This window comes from Salinisphaera aquimarina (assembly GCF_042643355.1).
GTDB classification, from domain to species: Bacteria; Pseudomonadota; Gammaproteobacteria; order Nevskiales; family Salinisphaeraceae; genus Salinisphaera; species Salinisphaera aquimarina.
On the sequence record NZ_JBHRSS010000003.1, the window covers coordinates 565843 to 586887 of the forward strand.

Below are 21045 nucleotides of genomic sequence, written 5' to 3' on the forward strand. Positions count from 1 at the left end.
CTTGGATTTAACGCTATTTGATCTCGACCACACACTGCTTGCCGATGACAGTGATTATCAGTGGAACCGTTTTCTGGTCGACGAGGGCGTGGTCGATCGCACGCTCTACGAGCGCGAGAACGAGCGCTTTCACGACCAGTACAAGGCCGGCAATCTGGATATCCACGCCTACCAGCGATTTGCGCTGGCGCCGCTGCTCACGCACGCGCTCGACGACATGCACGCTCTGCGCGCGCGTTTCGTGGCCGAGCGCATCCAGCCAGTGGTCGCGCGTCATGCGCGCGCGCTGGTGGCGCTGCATCGCGAACGCGGCGACGCGCTGGCGATCATCACCGCCACCAATCGCTTCATCACCGAACCGATCGCCGAACTGCTCGATATCGACACCCTGATCGCGACCGACCCCGAGATCGTCGACGGCGCCTATACCGGCGAGATCGCCGGCACGCCCTCTTTTCAGGAAGGCAAGATCGCGCGCGCGCAGGCATGGGTCGCCGCCCAGCCGCAGGCGTTCGAGCGCGTGACCTTCTACTCGGATTCCCACAACGACCTGCCGCTGCTGCGCTGGGCCGATGTGGCCATCGCCGTCGACCCCGACGACACACTCGCCGCCGCGGCTCGCGACGCCGGCTGGCCGATCATCAGCCTGCGCGGCGAGACATCGCCGCTTCAGGGCCTGCAAGCGTTCACGCCAAGACGCCAGGGCGCAAGAAAATAAGCTGCCCTTGCTGGTCGCTTCAATCCTGCGTACTTGCGCCTTGGCGTGAGATTTTTTCCGAGTGCGGCTAGTCGCTCGGCGCGTCGCGCGCTTCGTCCCAGTCGGCCACGTAGGCGCCGATCTGATCGCGCAGCCGGCCGTTGGTCGCCAGCACGCTGCGGGTATCCAGATCGATATCGCCGCCGCCGAGTTCGGTGATATCACCGCCGGCCTCGCGCAGGATCACGGTGAGCGCGGCAATATCGAGGATGTTGAGATCCGACTCCACGATGGCGTCGACGCGCCCGGAAGCGAGCAGGTGATAGTGATAGAAATCGCCGTAGCCGCGGATGCGGTGCACGTCGCCCACCAGCTGGCCGATCCTGGGCCAGGCCGGCGACGCGCCGAGCGCGCCGATATTGCCCAGTGACAGACTGGTCTTGTCGATACGATCGACATCCGAGGTGCGGATCGACTCGCCGTTGAGGGTCGCCCCCAGGCCCTTGGCGGCGCAAGCCAGTTCACCGCCACCGAACATGGGCGCATTGGACACGCCCACGATCAATTCGCCGCGATGGCGCAGCGCGATCTGGGTGGAGAAAAACGGATAGCCGCGCACGAAGCTCTTGGTGCCGTCGATCGGGTCGATCAGCCAGACGTAGTCCGCGTCGGCGTCCTCGCGCCCGAGCTCCTCGCCGTAGAAACCGTGATCGGGGAACGCGCTCGACAAGACCTGCTTGATGGCGCGCTCGCACTCGACGTCGGCGATGGTCACCGGGCTGGCGTCGGCCTTGTGCTCGACCTCGAAATCGCCCAGGTAGTAGCGGCGAATGATGGTTTCGGCCGCGCGAGCGGCCTCGATGGCAGTGTCGAGGAAGGGTTGCAGATCGGTCAAGACAATCGTCCGTGGCTGGCTTTGGACGCGAATGCTACCGCAGCACGCCGAAAATGATGAGCAGCGCGAGCCCCGCCAGCAGCACGAGCAGCGCGCGCGAGATCAGCCCGAGCGCCTCGAGCAGGGTATCGTTGAGCTGGCGCTCGAAACGCGGCGACCGGGTATCGCGCGGCAGCGCCAGCGCGCCGCGCCCGACCACGGCCAGCAGGCGCCAGCTGGCGGCCGCGCTCAGGTGGGTGGTCGCCCGCGCCGCGGGCCAGGCGGCCAGCGCGCGGCGCGTGTCGCCTACAATCGCATAGACCAGCACGATCAGCCGGGCCGGGAACCAGGCCGCCGCGCCGTGTACGTATTCGGCCGCGCGCCGCAGGCTCTTGGAGCCAGTGCCACGTGCCGCCAGCGCCGGCAGTTCGCGCACGCTGCGATAGAACACGGCGCCCGCCGGCCCGGCAAGGAAGAACCACAGCAGCACCGCCAGCACCCGCTCGTGGCCCTGGATGAGCACGGCACCGACGATGGTATGGCCCTCGATATCGGTGGCCGCCCGCCCGGTGGTCCGTCGGCACAGGGCGACCGCGCGCGCCTCGGCCTGGTCGTGGTCCGCTTCACCGCGCGCATGGGCCAGCGCATAGACGTCTTCCCAGAGATCGCGCGGGCCGAAGGTGAGCATGAGCACGAGTACACCGAACACCAGTTCGAAGCCCAGCCACAGATACTCGACCACCGCCCACTGCGCGAGCGCCACGACCAGCACCGGCGGCACGATCACCAGCACGCCCGAGGCATGCGACAACCAGCGCGCGCCCAGCCGGCTGCGCTCGATGAACGCTACATAGCGGGCGAAGCCATCGGTTTCGCGCCAACGCTTGAGCTGGCCGAAGGCGCGCTCGGCGAACAACGCGATAACGATGATGATCAGGTGCACGCGCGCTCCAGGTGGCGATCGAACAACGCCCAGTCGAACGCCGGACCGGGATCGGTCTTGCGCCCGGGCGCGATATCGCTATGACCCACGATACGCGAGCGCGCGAGCGCCGGATAATGATGCATGAGCGCCGCGGCCACCGCCGCCAGCGCGCGATACTGGGCCGGCGCGTACGGACAGTCGTCGGTGCCCTCCAGCTCCACGCCGATAGCGAAATCGTTGACCGCCTCGCGGCCGTCGAAACAGGAGCGCCCGGCATGCCAGGCGCGGGCGTCGAGATTCACGTACTGGGTGATCGCACCACTGCGCTCGATCAGCGCATGGGCGCTCACCCGCAAGCCCTCGATTTCAGCGAAGAAGGGATGCGCGCACACGTCGAGCGTATTGGTGAACAGCGCATCGACCTGGCCGTGGCCGAAGCGCCCGGGCGGCAGGGTGATGCCGTGCACGACCAGCGTATCCACCGGCGTGCCCGCGGGACGCGCATCGTGATTGGGCGAGTCGAGCCGGCGTATGCCAGCCAGCCAGCCGTGGTTGATCGCAAGATCCGTCATGGTTCAAAAATACGCGTTCAGACCAATCACGGCACGCAGGCCGGCGTCGACCGCCGTGCCTTCCCAGCCGATCTCGCTGCGCAGCGCCAATCCGCGCGTCAGCGGGAACTGCTGGGTCGCGCGGGCCCAGCGATAATAGCCGTCGTCGCCGGCCACGTATTCGAGCGCGCCGGCCTCCAGACGCATCTGCACGCCGCGCAGCGGATGCGCCAGTACGCCGACACTGGCGCCAGCGCCCAGCGCATAGCCGGGCTGCAGCGCGCTGTTGGCGTCCACCGAACCCAGACCGAAGACGTAGCCGAGCAGGTCGTCGTCGCCCCAGGCCAGCCCCGGCCCGCCCTGAAAGTAGTAGCCGAGGTTATTGGGCACATCGTCGAACACGTTAGCGGACGGTCGCCGGCGCAGGCCGGTATCGATCTGGAACGAGACCGGCTTGAACAAAGCCGAGCGCGGCGACAGCGATTCGATATTGAGCACGGTCAGATCCTGGATGCGCAACTCGCCGTCCTGCGGGTCCAGACGCAGGCCCAGATCCAGAAGATTGATCTGGGCGCCCGCGGTATAACCGCCCGGCGCGTCGAGCAGGTCGTGATAGGCCGGGCGAATACGAAAGCCCAACGACACATCGTCCGCTTCATAGACGGTCGAGGCCTGCACGCGCAGGGTCCGATGTCCTTCGTCCGGCGTGGTTTTGGGCGCCGGCACCCTGGCGAACGGCGATGGCCGCGGGATCCGGCTGCGCGCCAGCAGAATCGCGTTGGCGTGCGCCTGGCGTTGCGCCCTGGCCGCGCGCTGATCGTCGCGTTCGCGCGCTTCTCCGCTCTGCAGCTGGTAGTAGAGATAATCGTGGGCAACCTCGAGCACGGCCGCGTGATCGGTCGCGTCCAGCCGCGTGACCCGGCCATCGTCGAGGGCGATCTCGTCGGCGGCGATGCCGGTGGCCAGCGCGCGCTGCTCCGGAGTCAGCTGATCGGCCTGCCAGCGCAGCTGGGTTTCCAGCGACGGCCGGAAGGTCGGCGTCTGCATCAGATCGGGCACGTCCGACAGGGTTCGGATCGTGTCCGCGGGGATCGCATACCAGGAATACTGTTCGGTGAGCGTAAGCGACGGCCGCGCGACTTCCAGCAGGCTCAACAGCTGGTAGGAGCAGTTCTTGGTGAGGAAGTAGTAGTCGAAGCGAACCCCGTCCATCTCCCAGAGATGGTCGACCAGCCGGTCGATCTCGGCGTCGTCGAGATCCAATGGATAGGACCATACGTCGCGATGCTCGATCCAGGCGTATTGCTTGACCTTCTCGTAGTAGGGAAACAACCCGAAGATACCGGGGTAGCCGCCGGTCAGCCCTTTCCACGCAAAGCCCAGGCCGTGACCGTCTTCACCGGCGGCCGCGGCGAAATTCACCGCATAAGCGAGCAACTCGGTACCGCGCCGGCGCCGCGACGAGTCGATGCGCAGCAGCGTATGCCCGAACATGGACGACGGGCTGTTCGGAAACGCGGTCGGAAAGATCAGGCTGATCGTCTGCGGGCTGAGTGCGCGCCGCCACTGCTTGTATTCGGCGCAGTCGTAGGTCGGCATGCGGGCGGTATCGATGTCGAGCGCGGCGACCAGGAACTTGCGCCGTGCCACGAACGCGCAGCCAGCCGGCTTGTCGCGGCTGCTGACCTGTTCATTGGCGAACAGCGCCGCGAGCGTGGCATCGAGCTCGGCGGCCGGATCAGTGCGGCCATCAGGCGCGAAGAAGAACCAGTCCGAGGCGACCGTACTGTGCACGCCGCCATGCATCCAGTTCTTTTCGTAGTGCAGCAGGGCCTGCCACTGCGCCGACCCCGCCAGATCAATGTCTTGCGCACGGGCCTGGAGCGCATCGACGTAGTCGGACCGGTTCTGTGCATAGGCCCACGGTGCATGGGCCGCCATCAACACGGCGACGAGCGCCCATCGCTTGAACATCGCCATCAATTGAAATAATGCCGCAGCGCGACCGTGCAGCTGTTCACGCCCTGCTCGCGCCAGGTTTCATGTGCGCAGTCCGCGCGGACGGCGTTATCGGTCGATATCGGCATATCGGCGGTCAGACTCGTTCTCAGTCGGTAGAAATCGTGGGTGAAATAGAGCGCGCGGGCATGCGCGCCCAGCTGTACCCCGGGCGTGACATAGACCGCGCCCAGTTCGGTGCCGCCGCCCAGGGCGATATCCGGGTCAAACCCGCTGACGCTTTCGGCGCGCACCACGGCGAACGCATACGGCATGAGCCCGCCGAATTGCCAGCTCGCACCCGGCCCGCCCTGAATGAACGCGCCCAGGTTGCGGCCGCCCGGCACCGGCGCCTGCTCTAGGCCCGCGTGCACGAACCAGGAAATCGGTTTCACGAATGCCCCACGCGGTGCAAGCGATCGAATATTGACCAGATCGAGGCTCTCCAGAGACAGGCCGTCACCCTCCGTGGCACGCAGGCGCAGGTCCAGTCCTTCGATGCCCGCACCGGGTAGAAACCCGGACAGCGGGTCGAGAATATCATGGTAGGTCAGGCGGTAACCGAACTCCGCGAACGCCGCGCCGTCCTGGCTTCCGGCGCCGATACTGGCCATCTGCGTGTCGTGGCCGCGCTCCGGCGCGGGCGGCTCGGGCACGGCGTCGGACGGCGGGGCCGGATTGCGTTGCACCACGCGCAACAGCGCCAGTCCGTTGCGGGCGGCGGATGCATCCCGCGCGCCCTTGCGATGACGCAGCCGCAGCGCCTGATAGGCGACCTGCGCGATCAGATGGCGGCGCATCGGCGCATAGGCCTGAAACCCCGCCGAGCGTGCCTGTTCCGGGTCGGTCATCAGCGTGCGGGCCCAGGCCAGCTCATCACCATCGAGACGCGTCGCCAGATGTTCGAGCTGCTTGGCCTTGGAGGGGCGATAACGCCGCTCGGTGACGAGGCCGGCGGTATACAGGGCGCGCACCGTATTGACCGGCAGCTCGGCGAAGCGCAGATCCGGCATCAGATCCGCCTCGGGGCGCCCGACCTTGATCAGTTCCAGCAGTCGGAATGAACAATTCTCGTCGAAGAAATAATAATCGAAGTTGATGTTGCGCAACTCCCAGAGATGACGCACCACCCAGTCGAGTTCGTCGGCGTTGAGATTGAGCGCGTACTCCCACATGTCGCGGTTTTCCAGAAACGCGTACTCGCGGATCTTCTGGGCATAGGGCACCACCGAGAAACGCCCGGGATAGCCGCCGGCCAGGCCACGCCAGATATAGAAGAACGAGTTATCCAGGCCGTCCGTCTGGGCGCCGAAATTGATCGCCTGCGACAGCCACACCGACTCCGGGTCCGGGGTGGCATCCAGGCGCAGCAGCGTATGCCCGAACATGGACGACGGACTGTTCAGATAGGCCGCCGGGAACACCAGCACCAGCTGCCCGGTGGGCATGTTCTCGCGCCACTTCAGATATTCGCTGCAATGACGCAACGGCTGTTGCTCATGCCAGCCCAGCTGTTCGGCAAGAAATCGATAGCGTGCGGGAAACCGACAGCGCTCGGCGCTGTGCGGTGCTCGCAGCGCCCGCCAGCTTGCCCGCAGTTCCGCTTCCGGGTCGTCCACACCGTCGGCCGACAGAAAGAAATCGTCGTCATCGACATAGCTGGCGCCGATGCCGCGCAGGGTCGCGCCCTGGTTGATATGCAGGAGCGCCTGCCAGCGGGGCGACGCGGCCAGGGCCGCGAACCGGGCGTCGGAAACGGCCGCCGGTTCGGCTGCTGCCGCCTGGGTGACCGGCACGAGCGCGGTCATCATCAGCACCAGAATAAGCGCTGTTTTCACTGCGCCTTCAACAAGATATCGCTCCAGTACCGCGCATCACACGCCTCACCCAGAAAAAAGCCCCGCCTGGCGACCAGACGGGGCATTCGCCAACCAACCTGCTCAGGACACGTAGTGCTTCAGACGATCGTCGCGCTTCATCACGGCGTTGATATTGTCCATCACCTCGGCCGCGTCCACGTCCTGACGCGGAAAGATGCTGCCGAAGTTTTCGTGCATGACCGAATCGAAATAGGCACGGTCATTCGGGTCGATCTGCATCGACACGGTCAGCGCGGTCAGCGCTTCGCCGTGGCCCACAGCCATGTCTTGGGCCACTTCCTCGAGCACGCCGTTCATGGCGAGCAGACTCTTGCCGCTGTAGGTCAGCGTGCCGCTGGTATCACAACCGTTGGTGCCACTGGTCATGCCGAAGGTGGCATTGCCGGACGTGCCGTTGACGATCGTCGCCAGCAGATGGGCACCGGTACCGCTGCTGCCTTCGAACAACAGATTACCCCAACCACAACCCGGGCCGCCCGGCGCGACCGCACTGGCGCTCAGACTCGATCCCAACAGAATGGCACCCAGTATCAATTTCTTCATCTCGACCCCCAACATTTGAATAGTGTTGATGTTTACTCGCTTTCTCGCCCACATCCACGCGCGGGCAAGTTTCAAACTATAACGAAGCTGTGCACGCTGTACAGCGTTAAATCTGAACATCTATTGGACAATCGCGTGCAACCGCGGCGGACTGCGCATCAATGCCGCGTTGCCCGCAGACATCCGCTGTCGAAATCGGCTTTCGCGCGCGAGTTTGTTCGGCTACAAGCTTGCAGCGCACATCGCCGCACCCGTTCATGATCGCCAGTGCGGGCCGCGATCCGTGAGCAAGCCAGCATGCCGATCGCGATTGCTGTTGCGAGGGCGCCATCGATCGGGTTCGCGGCAGATTTCGCCGCGCGACCTGGCACGCCGACGCGCGCTCGCGCCGACCCTGGCTACGAACGCGACAGCGTCGTTCTTTCACGCCTCGGCCCGCACGGATGATTGCACCCGATCACCCTGATAAGCTCGCCGCACGCCGCGTCACCGCCATGTTATTCACCGGGAAAGACTCTTCATGCCTGCAAAACTTCTGTTCTTGCTGATCTGTATCGCCGCCGCGCCGATCGTCGGCTGCGGCCAGGCTCGGGCAGAGACCGCGGCGCCCGGCAGCGCATCGACCGACGAAACGACGACGACCAAGCCCGGCGAGAACCCGGACATGTCCTCCACCGGAGCCGATACAACGCTGGCCGCGCCGACGGACAACGCAGCCGCCGATGCGGAGACCGATGACGACAGCGCTCCGGGCGTCGAGATTCCCGACGTGGATATCGGCTACAAGAAATACGTGCTCGACAACGGCCTGACGCTGGTCGTGCATACCGATCACAAGACCCCGATCGTGGCAGTCAACATCTGGTATCACGTCGGCTCCAAGAACGAAGGCCCTGGCCAGCACGGCTTCGCGCATCTGTTCGAGCACCTGATGTTCCAGGGCAGCGAGCACTGGCAGGGCGAATACTTCGAACCCTTCGAGCGCGCGGGTGCCACCGACATGAACGGCACCACCAACGTCGATCGCACCAATTATTTCGCCAGCGTACCCACCAATGCGCTGGACATGGCGCTGTGGATGGAGTCTGACCGCATGGGCCATTTCCTGGGCGCCATCGACCAAGACCTGCTCGACGAACAGCGCGGCGTGGTGCTCAACGAAAAACGCCAGGGGGAGAACCAGCCCTACGGCAAGGTCTTCGACAGCTTTCCGCCGAACACCTATCCGGCCGGTCATCCCTATTCCTGGTCGACCATCGGCTCGGAGAAGGATCTGAACGCGGCCACCCTCGACGACGTCAAGGCCTGGTTCAAGCGGTATTACGGCCCGTCCAACGCGGTGCTCGTGCTCGCCGGCGATATCGAACCCGAAGCCGCCAAAGCCAAGGTCGAGAAGTATTTCGGCAGCATCCAACCCGGCCAGCCGGTATCCCAGCAGAAGCGCTGGGTGGCAAAGATGAACGGTACGCATCGTCAGGTGATGTTCGACCGCGTGCCGCAGGCGCGGGTCTACAAGGTCTGGAACATTCCGCCCACCGGCGCACCGGACACCACCCGCCTGCAGATCGCCGCGGACCTGCTCGCCGGCTCCAAGAACAGCCCGCTCTACAAGAGCCTCGTCTACAACCAGCAGATCGCCACCGACGTATCGGCGTTCGTCTGGGACAAGGAGATCGGCTCGCAATTCATCGTCAGCGCCACCGCCAAACCGGGCGGCGACCTGGATGCGCTCGAGGCCGAACTCGACAAGCAGATGCAGGCCTTCCTCGACAACGGCCCCGACACGGATGCGCTCGAACGCGCCCGCACCCGCTTCGGCGCCTCTTTCGTGCGCGGCACCGAAAGCGTGGGCGGACTCGGCGGCAAGGCCGATATCCTGGCCCAGGGCGAGATCTACGAGAACAATCCGGGCGCTTACAAGCAGGAACTCGAGATCCTGCGTAACGCTACCCCCGACGCCATCCAGAACACCGCGAACCGCTGGCTCTCCGACGGCGTCTACGTGCTCTCGGTCAAGCCGTTCGGCGAGCGCCGCGCCCAGGGCGAGGACGTCGCCCGCGACAAGCTGCCGGATATCGGCCAGGGCGCCGACCTCGACCTGCCCGCGGTCCAGCACGCCACGCTCTCCAATGGCCTGAAAGTGCGGCTGGCCGAGCGGCATGCCTCGCCGGTGGTCGAAATGCGGCTGATCTTCGATGCCGGCTATGCGGCCGATCCGGCCGAGGCGCCCGGCACCGCCAGTCTGGCCATGGGCATGCTCGACGAAGGCACCGACAGCCGCGACGCGCTGGCGATCAGCTCGGACCTGGATGCGCTCGGTGCCAACCTGAGCACCAGTGCGTCGCTGGATGCCTCGAGCGTGAGCCTGTCGACGTTGACGACCGCGCTCGAGCCCTCGCTCGATATCTTCGCCGACGTGGTCCGCAACGCCGATTTTCCGGCCAAGGAATTCGACCGACTCAAGAAACAGCGCCTGGCCGGCATTGCCCAGGAAAAACGCCAGCCCACGAGTCTGGCCCTGCGCACCCTCGGCCCGCTGCTCTACGGCAAGGACCACGCCTACGGCACACCGCTCACCGGCAGCGGCACGCAGGCCGCGGTGCAGGCGATGACGGTCGACGATGTGCATCGTTTCGCCGATACCTGGCTGCGGCCCGACAACGCCACGCTGGTGGTGGTCGGCGACACCACCATGGCCGAACTCAAGCCCATGCTGGAAAAACATCTGGGCAACTGGCAGCCCAAGAGCGATACGCCGCCGCCCCAGAAACGCCTGCCGCAGGTGACGCCGCCCACTACGCCGCATATCTATCTGGTCGACCGACCCGGCAGCAATCAGGCCACGGTCATCGCCGGCAACGTGGCGCCGCCCAAATCCAGCGACGACGACATCGCCATGGAAACCGTCAACGCAGTACTCGGCGGCCTGTTCAATTCGCGCCTGAATCTCAACCTGCGCGAAGCCAAGCACTGGTCCTATGGCGCACGCAGCCTGCTGATGAACGCGCGCGCCCAGCAGCCGTTCATCGCCTACGCCTCGGTGCAGATCGACAAGACCGCGCCGTCGATGCAGGAGATGCGCAAGGAACTGAGCGCGATTCGCGGTGACAAGCCGGTCACCGACGGCGAATTGTCGGCAGCCCAGGCCAATCTCACCCGCAGCCTGCCCGGTGAGAACGAGACCACCCCGGCGCTGGCCTCCACGCTCAGCCAGTCGGTGGTCTTCGATCTGCCCGACGATTATTACGACAGCTACGTCGAGCGCATTCGCGGCCTCGACCGCAGCACGCTCGAAAACGCCGCGCGTACGATGATCGATGCCGGCGGGCTGACCTGGGTGGTGGTCGGTGATCTCGACCAGATCGAGTCCTCCATCCGGGCGCTGGGCTGGGGTAAGGTCGACGTGGTGGATCCGGCGGCGCTGGTCAATCAACAGGCTGCTGAATCAGCCGATAACGAGTCCAGCGACGAGGCCAACGCGCCGACCGACGAGGGAACGAATGAATAGAACACGGGCGGGCGCGTTCGCCGTCACGGTGCTGCTGGCGGGTTTCGCCCTGCCGGCGCTGGCGGCCGTGGAGCGAGAGGACATCATCATGCTCGCCGCCGACGGGCGTCATTTCACCAGTTACAAGACACTACGCTCGGATCTGAGCGCGCGCGTGCTGTATCTGGGCCCGGATGAAGCCCCGGACGACGCCCTGTTCATCGTGCCTTCGGATTACCAGTCGACCGCGCTGGACAACGGCGGCACCCAGCTGCGTTTTGACAGCGGCAGCTACGCGATCATGTCCACCGGCCGTTTCGACGATGAAATCAGCCGGGCCGATAACGGCGAACGGATCTTTTCCAGCTGGAACGGCGTCACCCGCAGCGACGGCCATCTGGGCAAGTGGAACTCACCCGACGACTTCGCCTCCTTCGCCTACAGCTGGGTGGTACCGGACAATATCGATATCGTCAGCTATCGCGCCAACCGTTCCGGCAAGTGGCAGCAACGCGGTAATACCCTCAGCTGGCGCGGCGAGCAGGTCAACGATATCGCCTTCACGATCCGCTATCGGGTCAACGACGTCGCGGGCGCAGCCGCGCCTTCCCAACCGAAGAAAACCGCACCGGCCGCGCCATCGGCCGAACTGCCGTTGCCCAAGCGTCAGCGCATGACCACACCAGGCACGGCCCTGAAAACCGAGCCGCCCACGCCGATCGCCACCGCGCCGACGACCGCGAGCCCGGCAGCGGACGTCGACGAGAACCTGGGGCCGGAACCCCACAGCGTCAGCCTGGACAGCGTCGTGATCCTGGCCAACGGCCGACCGCGGATCACCGCCCGCGGCCATAATGTGCTCGACCGCCTGGCCGCCGCACTCGCGCAGGGCGAAGCCGAGAACATCACCGTCACCGGCCCGCCCATCGCCGACAGTCGTGATACCGGCGGCTCGGCCGCGCAGGCCGCGCGCGTGGCGGACTATCTCGGCACCCACGGCGTCGACGGCGACAAGATCGGTATTCGCCCGGGCAACGTCGAGGGCAAGCGCGACGGCCGCAGCGTCGAAATCCGGGTCACGCCGGGCAACGCCCTGCGCGGTTTCTCCCCGGGCGGATGACGACCAGCCGCCCATGAAAAAGGCCGGACGCTTGGCACGCGGCCGGCCTTTTCAGTCCACTGGTCCGAGCGCTCAGCGCGGCGCGGGACTGTTGGCCTGGAAATTACCCAGCGGCCGTACGAACGTATACTTCGCCGGTTCGACCACCAGGCGTTCGCCGGCCTCGCCGACATTCATGCCCAGCAGCGAAAACGGCAGCGCCACCACGAACAGCCCGGTGCCGAGCACGGTCGCCGCCAGACTGAACGGACGCACCAGCGCCACGTCGACCCCCATGGCCGCAGCGGAAGGCGGGCCGGACGAGGCATAATCGTCGATGGCCGCGGCCGGATTGGCCAGTCCGATCCCAAGCGCGGCAACGAAAACGATGAGCGCACGGCGCGCGGAGAAGACAGACATGACACAACCCCCGGATAACAGCGTAAAGGTCAGATTAACAAAGCATCGTCGCAAGTCAATTGACACCGGCACGGCGCTGCGTCAACGGATTGCACGCCTGACATGAGCGCCCGTGAAGTCTATCTTGCCGCCGACCCCGTCAACGCCGAAATCGCCAAGGATCTACTCGCCGGTCATGGCATCGAAGCGCATGTGCGCAATCAGTATCTATGGGGCGGCATGGGCGACCTGCCGGCCAACGTCTACCCCAGCGTGTGGGTCGACGACGACCGCGATTTCATCGAAGCCAAGGCATTGATCCGTACCTTCGAGCGCGGCCCGATCAAGCAGGGGCGGCCATGGCAGTGCCCGCAGTGCGGCGAATATCTCGATGCCCAGTTCGAGCTGTGCTGGAACTGTCAGACCGCGAAACCCGCCGACTGATGCATATCGTGCTGCACCAGCCGCAGATTCCGCCCAACACCGGCAACAGTATCCGGCTGTGCGCGAATATCGGCGCCACCCTGCATCTGATCCACCCGCTGGGCTTCGTTATCGACGACAAGCGCCTGCGCCGCGCCGGGCTGGATTATCAAGACCAGGCCGTGATCCGGGAATGGGACGACTACGACCACTGGCGTGCCGCCCACCGCGGCCATCGCGTGATCGCGGCGACCAAACACGGCAGCACCCGCTACGACCGCATCGACTATCGGCCCGACGATGCCCTGCTGTTCGGCTGCGAGACCGCCGGCCTGCCGCAGTCGCTGGTCGACAACGCCGACGCCGTGATCGTGATTCCCATGCGCGCCGGCAACCGCAGCCTGAATCTGTCCAACAGCGTGGCCGTGGTCGCCTACGAGGCCTGGCGACAGAACGGGTTTGCTTAGTTGGGCAAACCACAGCGCGTCGAATCGTTTCCGGCGATGAAAATCGACGCTCAAGGCCGCCACGCGTTTCTTGAGCGCGTCGTGGGCCTGCTCGCCCTCCCCGGTAACCCGGCGGCCGAACACGAGTCCAGGTAGACGGCGTTCCGAACCTGATCAAGTGCCTCAATGATGGTCTGCGTTCAACGGGCGACGCCGCCCGATGGTATGCACTTGCGGGTGCCGTCCAGTGGCGCTTTTTCATCCGGCAGCACCGCGCCGCCACTGGAATCGGACGATTCAGTCGGGGAAGACTCGCGGCCGGACCTTGGCCACAACAGCGCCCGCAAGGCCAGAGCGACGCCAACCGCCGCGATCAAGCCGCCGACGATGCCGGATGTCGACACGCCATCGCCCAGTTGTACGGCAGCCCAGAGCATTGTTGCGGGTGGCGTGAGATAAAACAGCATCGAAGTCAGCGTCACCCCCTGGAGCCGCAGACACGCAATGAAAAAGCCGTAACCGCCGAAACTCGACAACACCACAAGGAACACGAGCGCCCGCCACACATCGAGGTCGGCCCGCGGCAGCGCAGGCAGATGGTTCGTCTTGATCATGCCGGCGAGGCCGAACAGCACCGCGGCCGCCAGTAGCTGCCACATCAAGCGTTGGATCAAGTCCAGGTTGGCCGGCCGATAGGTCGACAGAATGCTGCCGACGGTCAGACTGATCGCCGAGGCACAGGGTAACGCGTAGGCCCACAAAGGCGCACCGCCAATGCCGTGAATATCACCGGCCACGCTGACAGAAACGCCGACGGCCGCGAGTGACGCACCGAACCAGCCCAGCAGGCTGATTCGCTCGCCGACCAACACGCTCATCACCAGTGCCGCCAGCAGCGGCTGGAGCGCCGTAATCAACGCGGTGATCCCGGCGCCAACCCCCAGATCCATGGCGAAAACGACACCGAGCAGATAGCCACCGACACTGAAACTTCCTGCCGCCAGTTCTCGAACAATCGATTGCCGCGTCGTCGCCAGGCGGTGCCTGAACACACGACTTCGAACCACCAGAATCAGCGCGCACAGGCTTGCTGCCAGGATGAAACGCCAGAAAAAGACCACAGTGGCCGGCATCGCGGTATCCGAGGCCATCTGGGTGCCTATAAAGCCTGAACTCCAGCACACAACGAGGCCCAGACTGACGAATACGGGTAAGACGAACGACGGCATGGCAGGTACTTTTGGGAAAGAAACTGTTGTCAGGGTCGGACAAGTCGATGGATAATTAAATCTAAATATAAGATTCACATGGTTTAGTCTTGCTAAACACAAAACGCCACGCGCTCGATATCGAATTGCTACGCACATTCCATATGGCAAGCGCTCTGGGGACATTCCGAGCGGTGGCCGAACGGCAGCATTTCACGCTCGGTGCGGTCAGCCAGCAGATCAAACGTCTTGAACAGCAACTGGGCCGGCAGTTATTCGTCCGCTCCAGGACCGGCGTGCGCCTGACCGCCGAAGGGGCACAACTGCGGGCGCAATCCGCCGCACTGCTCGGTGAGCACGACGCGTTGCTCGATCGCCTGTTGAGTCATCCAGCGGCGGGCATCGTCCGTCTTGGCTTACCGGAAGAGTACGTGCCCCGGTTGTTGCAGAGCCTGCTTCCAGCACTTCGCCAGACCCACCCGGAAATACGTCTGCATGTGCAGACCGCCACCAGTGGCGAACTCCAGCGCGCGGTAGCGCATGGCGAACTGGAGTTGGCGATTCTCGTCGCCCGTGACGACCGCCCGCCATCCACGGGGATGCCGCTGTGGAAGACCAGACCAGTCTGGGCCGGCGCTGCCCACCGGCGCCAGCCTTACGAGGACACGCTACCGCTGGCACTGCATCCGGAAGACTGTCCCTATCGAGCCCTTGGCCTGGCCGCGCTGAACGCTGCCGGGCGTTCCTGGGAAACAGTGTTCGCCAGTAGTAGCGTCGCCGCCATAGAAGCGGCGGTGGCGAGTGGGCTGGCAATCAGCGTACTCGACCGAGCGCGCCTCACCGCAGAGATGCGAGCGCTCGTCCCGCCGGAAGGGTTACCGTCGTTGCCTGCCTGTCTCGCCTACCTGGTCACCGCGCCGCAAGTATCGGCGACCGATACGCCGGCCGTGCAGATCGTCAAGGAACGCCTGCAACGCGTCGGGTTCGACACGCCTGAGCGTTCAGTCGAAACAACCACCTAGTCTGCGCTCACAAGCTGGGGCGCAGCCGGCTTGGGCGCTATTGCGACACCCCATTGGGGCGAATGCGGCCCATAGCAGCCCTCGGGCGAATATGCTTTTTCTCATTTGGAGCGCGGTCTCGGGCGTCCGCTTTTGGTCCTTTACGGCCTGTCTTGGCAACGAGGGTGGGTAACGCGCTACGCCTTTAACCACTGCACATTTTCACATCATCGCGTCAGCTGGCCGTTCATCGTATGTCGTCGAGCGCTGCGCGCTTAGAACCAGTTGTTCAAACGAGACCAGCGCTGGAGACCATCCGACGGTCGCAGTCGCTACGAAACGGGTGACGACATCGCCGATGTCGGCGGGTAGATCAAGTGTATGAATTGCAAACCGGGATTGGTGCGCTTCAACGACGGTTTTGGGCAACAGGGCATATCCCATTCCCGCGGCCACACAACCCAAAATGCCGTCAATGGAGCCGAACTCGAATATTCGGCCACCTGCAACGCCTTGGCGAGCCAACAAGCGCTCTACACAGTGTCGATAGTGGCAGCCCTGCCTGAATGCCAGGAACGGTGTGTCCATGAGCGAATCGGTTGAGGGTATGGTCGCGAGTGGTTCACCGGCTACCAACACGAGTGATTCGTGGAACGCTTCCACCCCGTACAGGCGCGAGTGGCTTACCGGACCGGCAATAAACCCGCAGTCCAACGTACCATCGAGCAGACGCGCGACGATATCGGTCGTGGTACCCGTCGTCAGGCGCAGATCGATACGCGGATATTTTTCGTGGTAAGCGGCCAGCAGGCCCGGCAGTCGCACTGCGGCGGTGCTTTCCATCGAGCCGATGCGCAAGACGCCGCGCGGATTCTCGGGTTGCTGGAAGGCGGCCAACGCATTGTCGTGCGCGGACAGGGTGCGCTGGGCATGGGTCATGAGCGCGCGGCCAGCCGGCGAAAGATGGATATGTCCCTGGCGCACAAACAAGACGACGCCCAGTTCGGTCTCCAGCTTTTTTATATGCGCGGTCACATTGGACTGCACGGTGTGCATTTGTTTCGCTGCGGCACTGAAACTACCACTGTCGGCCACCGCAACGAACAGACGTAGCGATTGTAATTGCATGCGGACTTTGAATCGTTAAAAACGATAATCAGTATCTATATAAATCGTTTCCAATGAAACCCCGCTCGATCTAATCTCCGGATTCTGATACTGGCTGCGATCGACGGGTTTCATGACCGCAACAAAACGAAGCACAGAGTCGGTCATTCCGGCTGTACTCGTGGGCTTAACGTCCACGCTTGTTGGGATCGGCCTGGCTCGGTTCGCATACACGTCGCTCATCCCGGCGGTCGTGGGCGCCCACTGGTTCACGACTTCGGCTGCGGTTTATCTTGGCGCGGCCAACCTGTTGGGCTATTTGATAGGTGCCGTCACGGCGCACACGGTGTCCGAGCGATTTGGTGCGCGCGCGACGCTCGCGGTGTCGTTTGCAATAGCGACGCTCAGTTTCGTCGCCTGCGTGCATGCGGCGCCTTTTGTCTGGTTCTTTGGTTGGCGACTGCTCTCCGGATTGGCAGGAGGCTGGCTGATGGTGGTCGGCCCTGCGACTGCCTTGGCCGCGACCGACACCGAACGACGCCCCGTCGTAGGCACCCTCTTGTTCACGGGTATCGGCCTGGGGGCCCTCCTATCTGCGGTAGTCGTGCCCGTTTTGTTACAGGCAGGTCTGTGGGTCGCATGGCTCACGCTAGGCGCTTTGACGCTGATCGCGGGAACGGTGGGCGACGTGGCGCTCTATCGACTTCCGGCACCAGCCCAGGTCAGTGATAGATCAGACCTGAAAACACCGGCCTCCGACGCCGTAATCCCATGGGCCGTGGTGCTGGTTATTGGCGCATACGCCTTGGATGGGATCGGTTTCGTGCCGCATACGATGTTCTGGGTCGATTATCTGGCACGCGAAGTTGGGCTCGGCATGGCGGCCGCGAACGTGCAATGGGCATTGTTCGGGTTGGGCGCGGTACTCGGCCCGATCGCAATACGCTTTATCGTGCCGCGCGCTGGCTGGCGCGTCAGCCTGACAGCAGGATTCATGATCAAAGGTTTGGCCGTCGGACTGCCGTTCCTGGCGATCGGTTTCTGGACGCGATCGATGTCTTCTGTTCTGGTCGGGGCGCTCGTGCCCGGCATCGTCGCACTCTCGTCCGGACGGCTGGCCGAAATGGTCAGCCCGATCGAACACAAGCGGCTCTGGGGCCGGGCAACCGCTGCGTTCGCATTGGCACAAGCGATCGCCGGCTATGGCCTGTCCGGGCTTTATGCAGTCGTCGGGGACTATCGCCTTACCTTTGGTATCGGCGCCGCAGCTTTGCTTGTGGCCATCCTCTTGGCTTGGTGGGGCGATCCCCGTTATTTCAAAGGCGCGCGACGCCCGACGCTTGATTGCTATGAGACGAGATAGGCGCATCCCGCTTGTCTGAACGTTTATTCAATGGAGAATCCGATGGAAGACCAAAATCTAGGCGCACGGTGTGCCGAAATTCTAGGCACCTGCCTGTACGCAAACATTGCCACAGCGCAAAACGATCAGCCGTGGAACACTCCGGCAACCGCGGTCCCGGATTCGAACCTCAATCTCTACTGGTCGTCCTGGACCGAGGCCGTTCATTCAAAGAATATCCTCGCCAATCCGCGTGTCTTCATCACGTACTACGATTCCATGCGGGAGCGAGGCACCAACAACCTTCGGTGTCTCTATCTTCTTTGCGAAGCCGCGGTTGTCTCTGACAAGAACGAAGGACGCGAGGCTCATAAACTGCTCTATCCGAATGAAGAGATCCACTTGGATGATTTTTTCGAGTCCGGCCTTAGACGGTTTTATCGGGCCAGGCCGCTGCAGGCTTGGTTGAACTGCCTTTCCGAAAAACAAGTTCAACAGAACACGATCGACATGCGGGTCGAAGTGCCTTTGGAAGAGATCAGAGCTGCAACATGAATTCGAGCTGCGATGACAGTGCCCGGCTTCAGCACTACTGCACGAGTGGCAGGCAAGGCCGGCAGGCTGGATCTGTTGAAGGATCAGCGATCAAGCGATGCAACGGGAGCTCCAAATGCCGCTAGTAAAAATCGACGTGCTGGAAGGCAGACAGGATTCTGAACTGCAGGCACTACTTGATGCGGCGCACGAGGCAGTAGTGAAGACGTTCCACGTCCCGGAGTCAGACAGATACCAGATCGTATATACCCATAAACTCGGCGAAATGGTGTTACGCGACACTGGCTTGGGATTCAGCAGAACTAACAACGCCGTTGTGATAACGGTTATTAGCAAGTCGAGGTCGACGCAGATGAAGTCCGATCTCTATGCGGCGTTAGCCGATAATTTGGCTGAAAGATGCGCCCTGGATTCCAATGACCTGGTCGTTGCGGTGATCGAGAACGGAGAGGCTGACTGGAGCTTTGGTCGCGGGAAAGCGCAGTTCTTGACGGGGGAGCTGTGATTCCTCTTTTTTGAGAATTGGCCTCGCTTCATGACTGCGCCCGTGGCGACCGCTTCGCGAATTAGCCACCGCTCGGATCTAGCGTCAACGGTGCTGCTAACCCTTCGGGCGCAACGTCCGCTGCTGGCCGATAGCTGACCTGGCGAAATGCCACCAGCACACGCGTTAGCTGATCGCGCTAGAAATGCCGAGCGGTCCAAAACCCGGGCAACCCATAGCACTGATGTCAGCTGTGCCCCGTCCCGAAGCGCTGCCCGAGTACTTCATCAGCAGATGCGCGACGGACTTTGTCGTTTGTTGTCAGCTGGAACCTAGAAGACCATCGCGTGGTCGACGAGCCAGCGCCCGCCCTGGGGCACGAAAACCGCTTCGGCGACGAACTCGTCGGTCGATTTCGAACAGGCCTGCTTCCAGATCACGGCCACCGACTGCTCGCGCCGAAACAACGCGACGAAGCGACGGGCGCCGAAATGGCCGATGCGCTGCTGATAATCGGCACAGATCTCCTCGAGCCGCTGCGCGGTCACGATGCATTTCATTCGGGGCGTGAAGTCGCGGGTGTGGCGGGCGTGATCGACGGCGGCCGAACCGGCCATGAGGTTGTCCATGATCGGCTCGACGGCGTCGAGAATCTGCTGATCGGATAGCGACTCGATTGTCAGCACATCATCGCCTCGTGCAGGCGCGCGACCGATCGCGTGGGTCGCGCCTTACGCCCGATCCACGCGATCGAGCATGACTTCCCAGCCCGCGCCGGTGGCGGCCTCGGACAGGCGCCGGTCGGGCTGCACCGCCACTGCTTCGCCGACCACCCGGAACAGATAGGCATCGGTTATCGAGTCACCGAAGGCGATCGCCTGCGACAACGGCAGGCCGGCCTGTTGTGCCAGCGCATAGGCCGCATCGATCTTGGTCGGGCCGTAGGGATGGCGCTGCGGCGGTTTCGCCGTATAGCGATCGCGACGCATGTCACACAGCGCCGCAAAACTGTGCGCCACGCCCAGCGCATCGGCCAGGGCGGAAGCAATGAACTGCGGCGTGCCCGACAGCAGGGCGATATGATCGCCGGCCTGTTGATGGGCGCGCAGCCGCTCGACCGCCGGCGCGTACAGCGCGGGCATGAGTTCCTCGTTGACGAACGCCCGCGCCAGCGCGGCGACATGTGCACGGCTGTGGCCGCTCAGATAGGCCTTGTTCTTCTGCATGACGTGGCGCCCGTAGCGCGGAAAATAACGCACGCAGAACCAGACGAACGCGAGCAGCTGGCGCAGGCCGAGCTCGCCGGTGCGCCACATATAGCGCGCAAACCGCATTTCCGAACTGGCATCCGGCACCAGCGTGCCGTCGATATCGAACAGGACGAGTTTCATGTCTTCTCCTGCGCGTTGGGGCCCGCGTTCGCACAGAACTCGATGATAACCGGCAGGCCGCGCGCGATACAGATCGCCGCCGACGCCCAGGCCAGGGCCAGGCCAATCCCGGTCAGCCAGGCGCCGTTCGCGGCCCAGAAATCGGGCGCCAGGATCGGGAACGGCTGCCACGCCAGAATCCAGGCGAAGGTCACGGCCTTGAGCACGGCATAGAAACCGCGCATGAAGCGCCCGGCCACCAGAAAACGCCCGATCGGCGACTGCATCATGTCGAAGGCGGCCGTGCCGGCGGCCGCGCCCTTGCTGCGGATCGCATCCACGAGATTGCCGCGGATGATGAACAGCAGCGGTATCCATACACCGATGAAATCCAGATGGGCCAGAACCACCCAGAGTACGGTCTCCACGATACGGTCGATGGCGATATCGAAGGTGGCCCCGAACAGCGACTCCTCGCCGAAACGACGCGCCACCCAGCCATCGACGCCGTCCAGCGCGATGATCAGAATCGTCAACGGTGCGTTGACCAGCTGCAGCGCCGGCAGACCCGAATAAATGATCGCCAGCAGCACGAAAAGCAGCAGGAAGCGCCCAAAAGTAACCCAATTCGCCATGCCGCGGTGTCTTTTCCCTTT

The 21045-nt window shown here is 63.8% G+C and carries 21 protein-coding genes; 9 read left to right on the top strand and 12 right to left on the bottom strand.

Annotation, left to right across the window (positions count from 1 at the left end):
- The first annotated feature begins 1 nt into the window (after window position 1).
- On the top strand, window positions 2-718 hold the full coding sequence (locus tag ACFOSU_RS06125; protein ID WP_380687522.1) for a histidinol-phosphatase: 717 nt from the start codon (window positions 2-4) through the stop codon (window positions 716-718).
- Between the two features lie 67 nt (window positions 719-785).
- Here the strand turns inward: ACFOSU_RS06125 and ACFOSU_RS06130 are convergent, their stop codons facing one another.
- The 6 genes from ACFOSU_RS06130 to ACFOSU_RS06155 form a co-directional block, all read right to left on the bottom strand.
- Complete coding sequence (locus ACFOSU_RS06130; protein ID WP_380689174.1) at window positions 786-1583, bottom strand: inositol monophosphatase family protein; 798 nt, start codon at window positions 1581-1583, stop codon at window positions 786-788.
- Window positions 1584-1626: 43 nt separating this feature from the next.
- Window positions 1627-2514, bottom strand: a complete 888-nt coding sequence (ampE, locus tag ACFOSU_RS06135) for a regulatory signaling modulator protein AmpE (protein WP_380687524.1) — start codon at window positions 2512-2514, stop codon at window positions 1627-1629.
- Window positions 2505-3068: a 1,6-anhydro-N-acetylmuramyl-L-alanine amidase AmpD gene (ampD, locus tag ACFOSU_RS06140; protein WP_380687526.1), complete on the bottom strand. Its 564-nt coding sequence runs from the start codon at window positions 3066-3068 to the stop codon at window positions 2505-2507. Before ampD ends, ampE begins: the two co-directional genes overlap by 10 nt.
- A 3-nt stretch (window positions 3069-3071) precedes the next feature.
- Window positions 3072-5021, bottom strand: coding sequence for an Lnb N-terminal periplasmic domain-containing protein (locus tag ACFOSU_RS06145; protein WP_380687528.1), 1950 nt, complete (start codon window positions 5019-5021; stop codon window positions 3072-3074).
- 5 nt (window positions 5022-5026) lie between these two features.
- Window positions 5027-6883, bottom strand: coding sequence for an Lnb N-terminal periplasmic domain-containing protein (locus ACFOSU_RS06150; protein ID WP_380687530.1), 1857 nt, complete (start codon window positions 6881-6883; stop codon window positions 5027-5029).
- A gap of 102 nt (window positions 6884-6985) precedes the next feature.
- On the bottom strand, window positions 6986-7468 hold the full coding sequence (locus ACFOSU_RS06155; RefSeq protein WP_380687532.1) for a DUF3015 domain-containing protein: 483 nt from the start codon (window positions 7466-7468) through the stop codon (window positions 6986-6988).
- A gap of 520 nt (window positions 7469-7988) precedes the next feature.
- Here ACFOSU_RS06155 and ACFOSU_RS06160 point away from each other — a divergent pair.
- Both ACFOSU_RS06160 and ACFOSU_RS06165 read left to right on the top strand, forming a co-directional pair.
- Complete coding sequence (locus ACFOSU_RS06160) at window positions 7989-10976, top strand: M16 family metallopeptidase (protein WP_380687534.1); 2988 nt, start codon at window positions 7989-7991, stop codon at window positions 10974-10976.
- Window positions 10969-12075, top strand: coding sequence for a hypothetical protein (locus ACFOSU_RS06165; protein ID WP_380687536.1), 1107 nt, complete (start codon window positions 10969-10971; stop codon window positions 12073-12075). Before ACFOSU_RS06160 ends, ACFOSU_RS06165 begins: the two co-directional genes overlap by 8 nt.
- A 72-nt stretch (window positions 12076-12147) precedes the next feature.
- Here ACFOSU_RS06165 and ACFOSU_RS06170 read toward each other — a convergent pair whose 3' ends face one another.
- Window positions 12148-12474, bottom strand: coding sequence for a hypothetical protein (locus tag ACFOSU_RS06170; protein ID WP_380687538.1), 327 nt, complete (start codon window positions 12472-12474; stop codon window positions 12148-12150).
- A gap of 102 nt (window positions 12475-12576) precedes the next feature.
- On the opposite strand from ACFOSU_RS06170, the gene ACFOSU_RS06175 reads away from it, so the two are divergent.
- On the top strand, window positions 12577-12897 hold the full coding sequence (locus ACFOSU_RS06175; RefSeq protein ID WP_380687540.1) for a putative signal transducing protein: 321 nt from the start codon (window positions 12577-12579) through the stop codon (window positions 12895-12897).
- Complete coding sequence (locus tag ACFOSU_RS06180) at window positions 12894-13343, top strand: tRNA (cytidine(34)-2'-O)-methyltransferase (protein WP_380689176.1); 450 nt, start codon at window positions 12894-12896, stop codon at window positions 13341-13343. Before ACFOSU_RS06175 ends, ACFOSU_RS06180 begins: the two co-directional genes overlap by 4 nt.
- A 179-nt stretch (window positions 13344-13522) precedes the next feature.
- On the opposite strand, the gene ACFOSU_RS06185 is transcribed toward ACFOSU_RS06180, so the two are convergent.
- Window positions 13523-14629: a DMT family transporter gene (locus ACFOSU_RS06185; protein WP_380687542.1), complete on the bottom strand. Its 1107-nt coding sequence runs from the start codon at window positions 14627-14629 to the stop codon at window positions 13523-13525.
- An 11-nt stretch (window positions 14630-14640) separates the two neighbouring features.
- On the opposite strand from ACFOSU_RS06185, the gene ACFOSU_RS06190 reads away from it, so the two are divergent.
- The gene (locus ACFOSU_RS06190; protein WP_380687543.1) at window positions 14641-15552 is read left to right on the top strand and encodes a LysR family transcriptional regulator; all 912 of its coding nucleotides are present in this window, start codon (window positions 14641-14643) and stop codon (window positions 15550-15552) included.
- 201 nt (window positions 15553-15753) lie between these two features.
- On the opposite strand, the gene ACFOSU_RS06195 is transcribed toward ACFOSU_RS06190, so the two are convergent.
- Complete coding sequence (locus ACFOSU_RS06195) at window positions 15754-16659, bottom strand: LysR family transcriptional regulator (RefSeq protein ID WP_380687545.1); 906 nt, start codon at window positions 16657-16659, stop codon at window positions 15754-15756.
- A gap of 112 nt (window positions 16660-16771) precedes the next feature.
- Between ACFOSU_RS06195 and ACFOSU_RS06200 the strand changes: the two genes are divergently transcribed.
- The 3 genes from ACFOSU_RS06200 to ACFOSU_RS06210 all read left to right on the top strand — a co-directional run bounded on the left by ACFOSU_RS06200 (window position 16772) and on the right by ACFOSU_RS06210 (window position 19040).
- Window positions 16772-18001 (top strand): YbfB/YjiJ family MFS transporter, encoded by a 1230-nt coding sequence (locus ACFOSU_RS06200; protein WP_380687547.1) that lies wholly within the window; start codon window positions 16772-16774, stop codon window positions 17999-18001.
- A 42-nt stretch (window positions 18002-18043) separates the two neighbouring features.
- Window positions 18044-18535, top strand: a complete 492-nt coding sequence (locus ACFOSU_RS06205) for a pyridoxamine 5'-phosphate oxidase family protein (RefSeq protein ID WP_380687549.1) — start codon at window positions 18044-18046, stop codon at window positions 18533-18535.
- A gap of 115 nt (window positions 18536-18650) precedes the next feature.
- Window positions 18651-19040: a tautomerase family protein gene (locus ACFOSU_RS06210; RefSeq protein ID WP_380687551.1), complete on the top strand. Its 390-nt coding sequence runs from the start codon at window positions 18651-18653 to the stop codon at window positions 19038-19040.
- Window positions 19041-19351: 311 nt separating this feature from the next.
- Here ACFOSU_RS06210 and ACFOSU_RS06215 read toward each other — a convergent pair whose 3' ends face one another.
- From ACFOSU_RS06215 to ACFOSU_RS06225, 3 genes are read right to left on the bottom strand one after another with little or no spacing between them, the layout of a single operon-like run.
- Complete coding sequence (locus tag ACFOSU_RS06215; protein ID WP_380687553.1) at window positions 19352-19705, bottom strand: hypothetical protein; 354 nt, start codon at window positions 19703-19705, stop codon at window positions 19352-19354.
- 45 nt (window positions 19706-19750) lie between these two features.
- Window positions 19751-20410 carry an HAD family hydrolase gene (locus tag ACFOSU_RS06220; protein ID WP_380687555.1) on the bottom strand — a complete coding sequence of 220 codons (660 nt, stop codon included), beginning with the start codon at window positions 20408-20410 and terminating at the stop codon, window positions 19751-19753.
- Window positions 20407-21024 carry a CDP-alcohol phosphatidyltransferase family protein gene (locus ACFOSU_RS06225; RefSeq protein WP_380687557.1) on the bottom strand — a complete coding sequence of 206 codons (618 nt, stop codon included), beginning with the start codon at window positions 21022-21024 and terminating at the stop codon, window positions 20407-20409. The genes ACFOSU_RS06220 and ACFOSU_RS06225 overlap by 4 nt, the downstream gene beginning before the upstream one ends.
- Window positions 21025-21045: the final 21 nt, after the last annotated feature.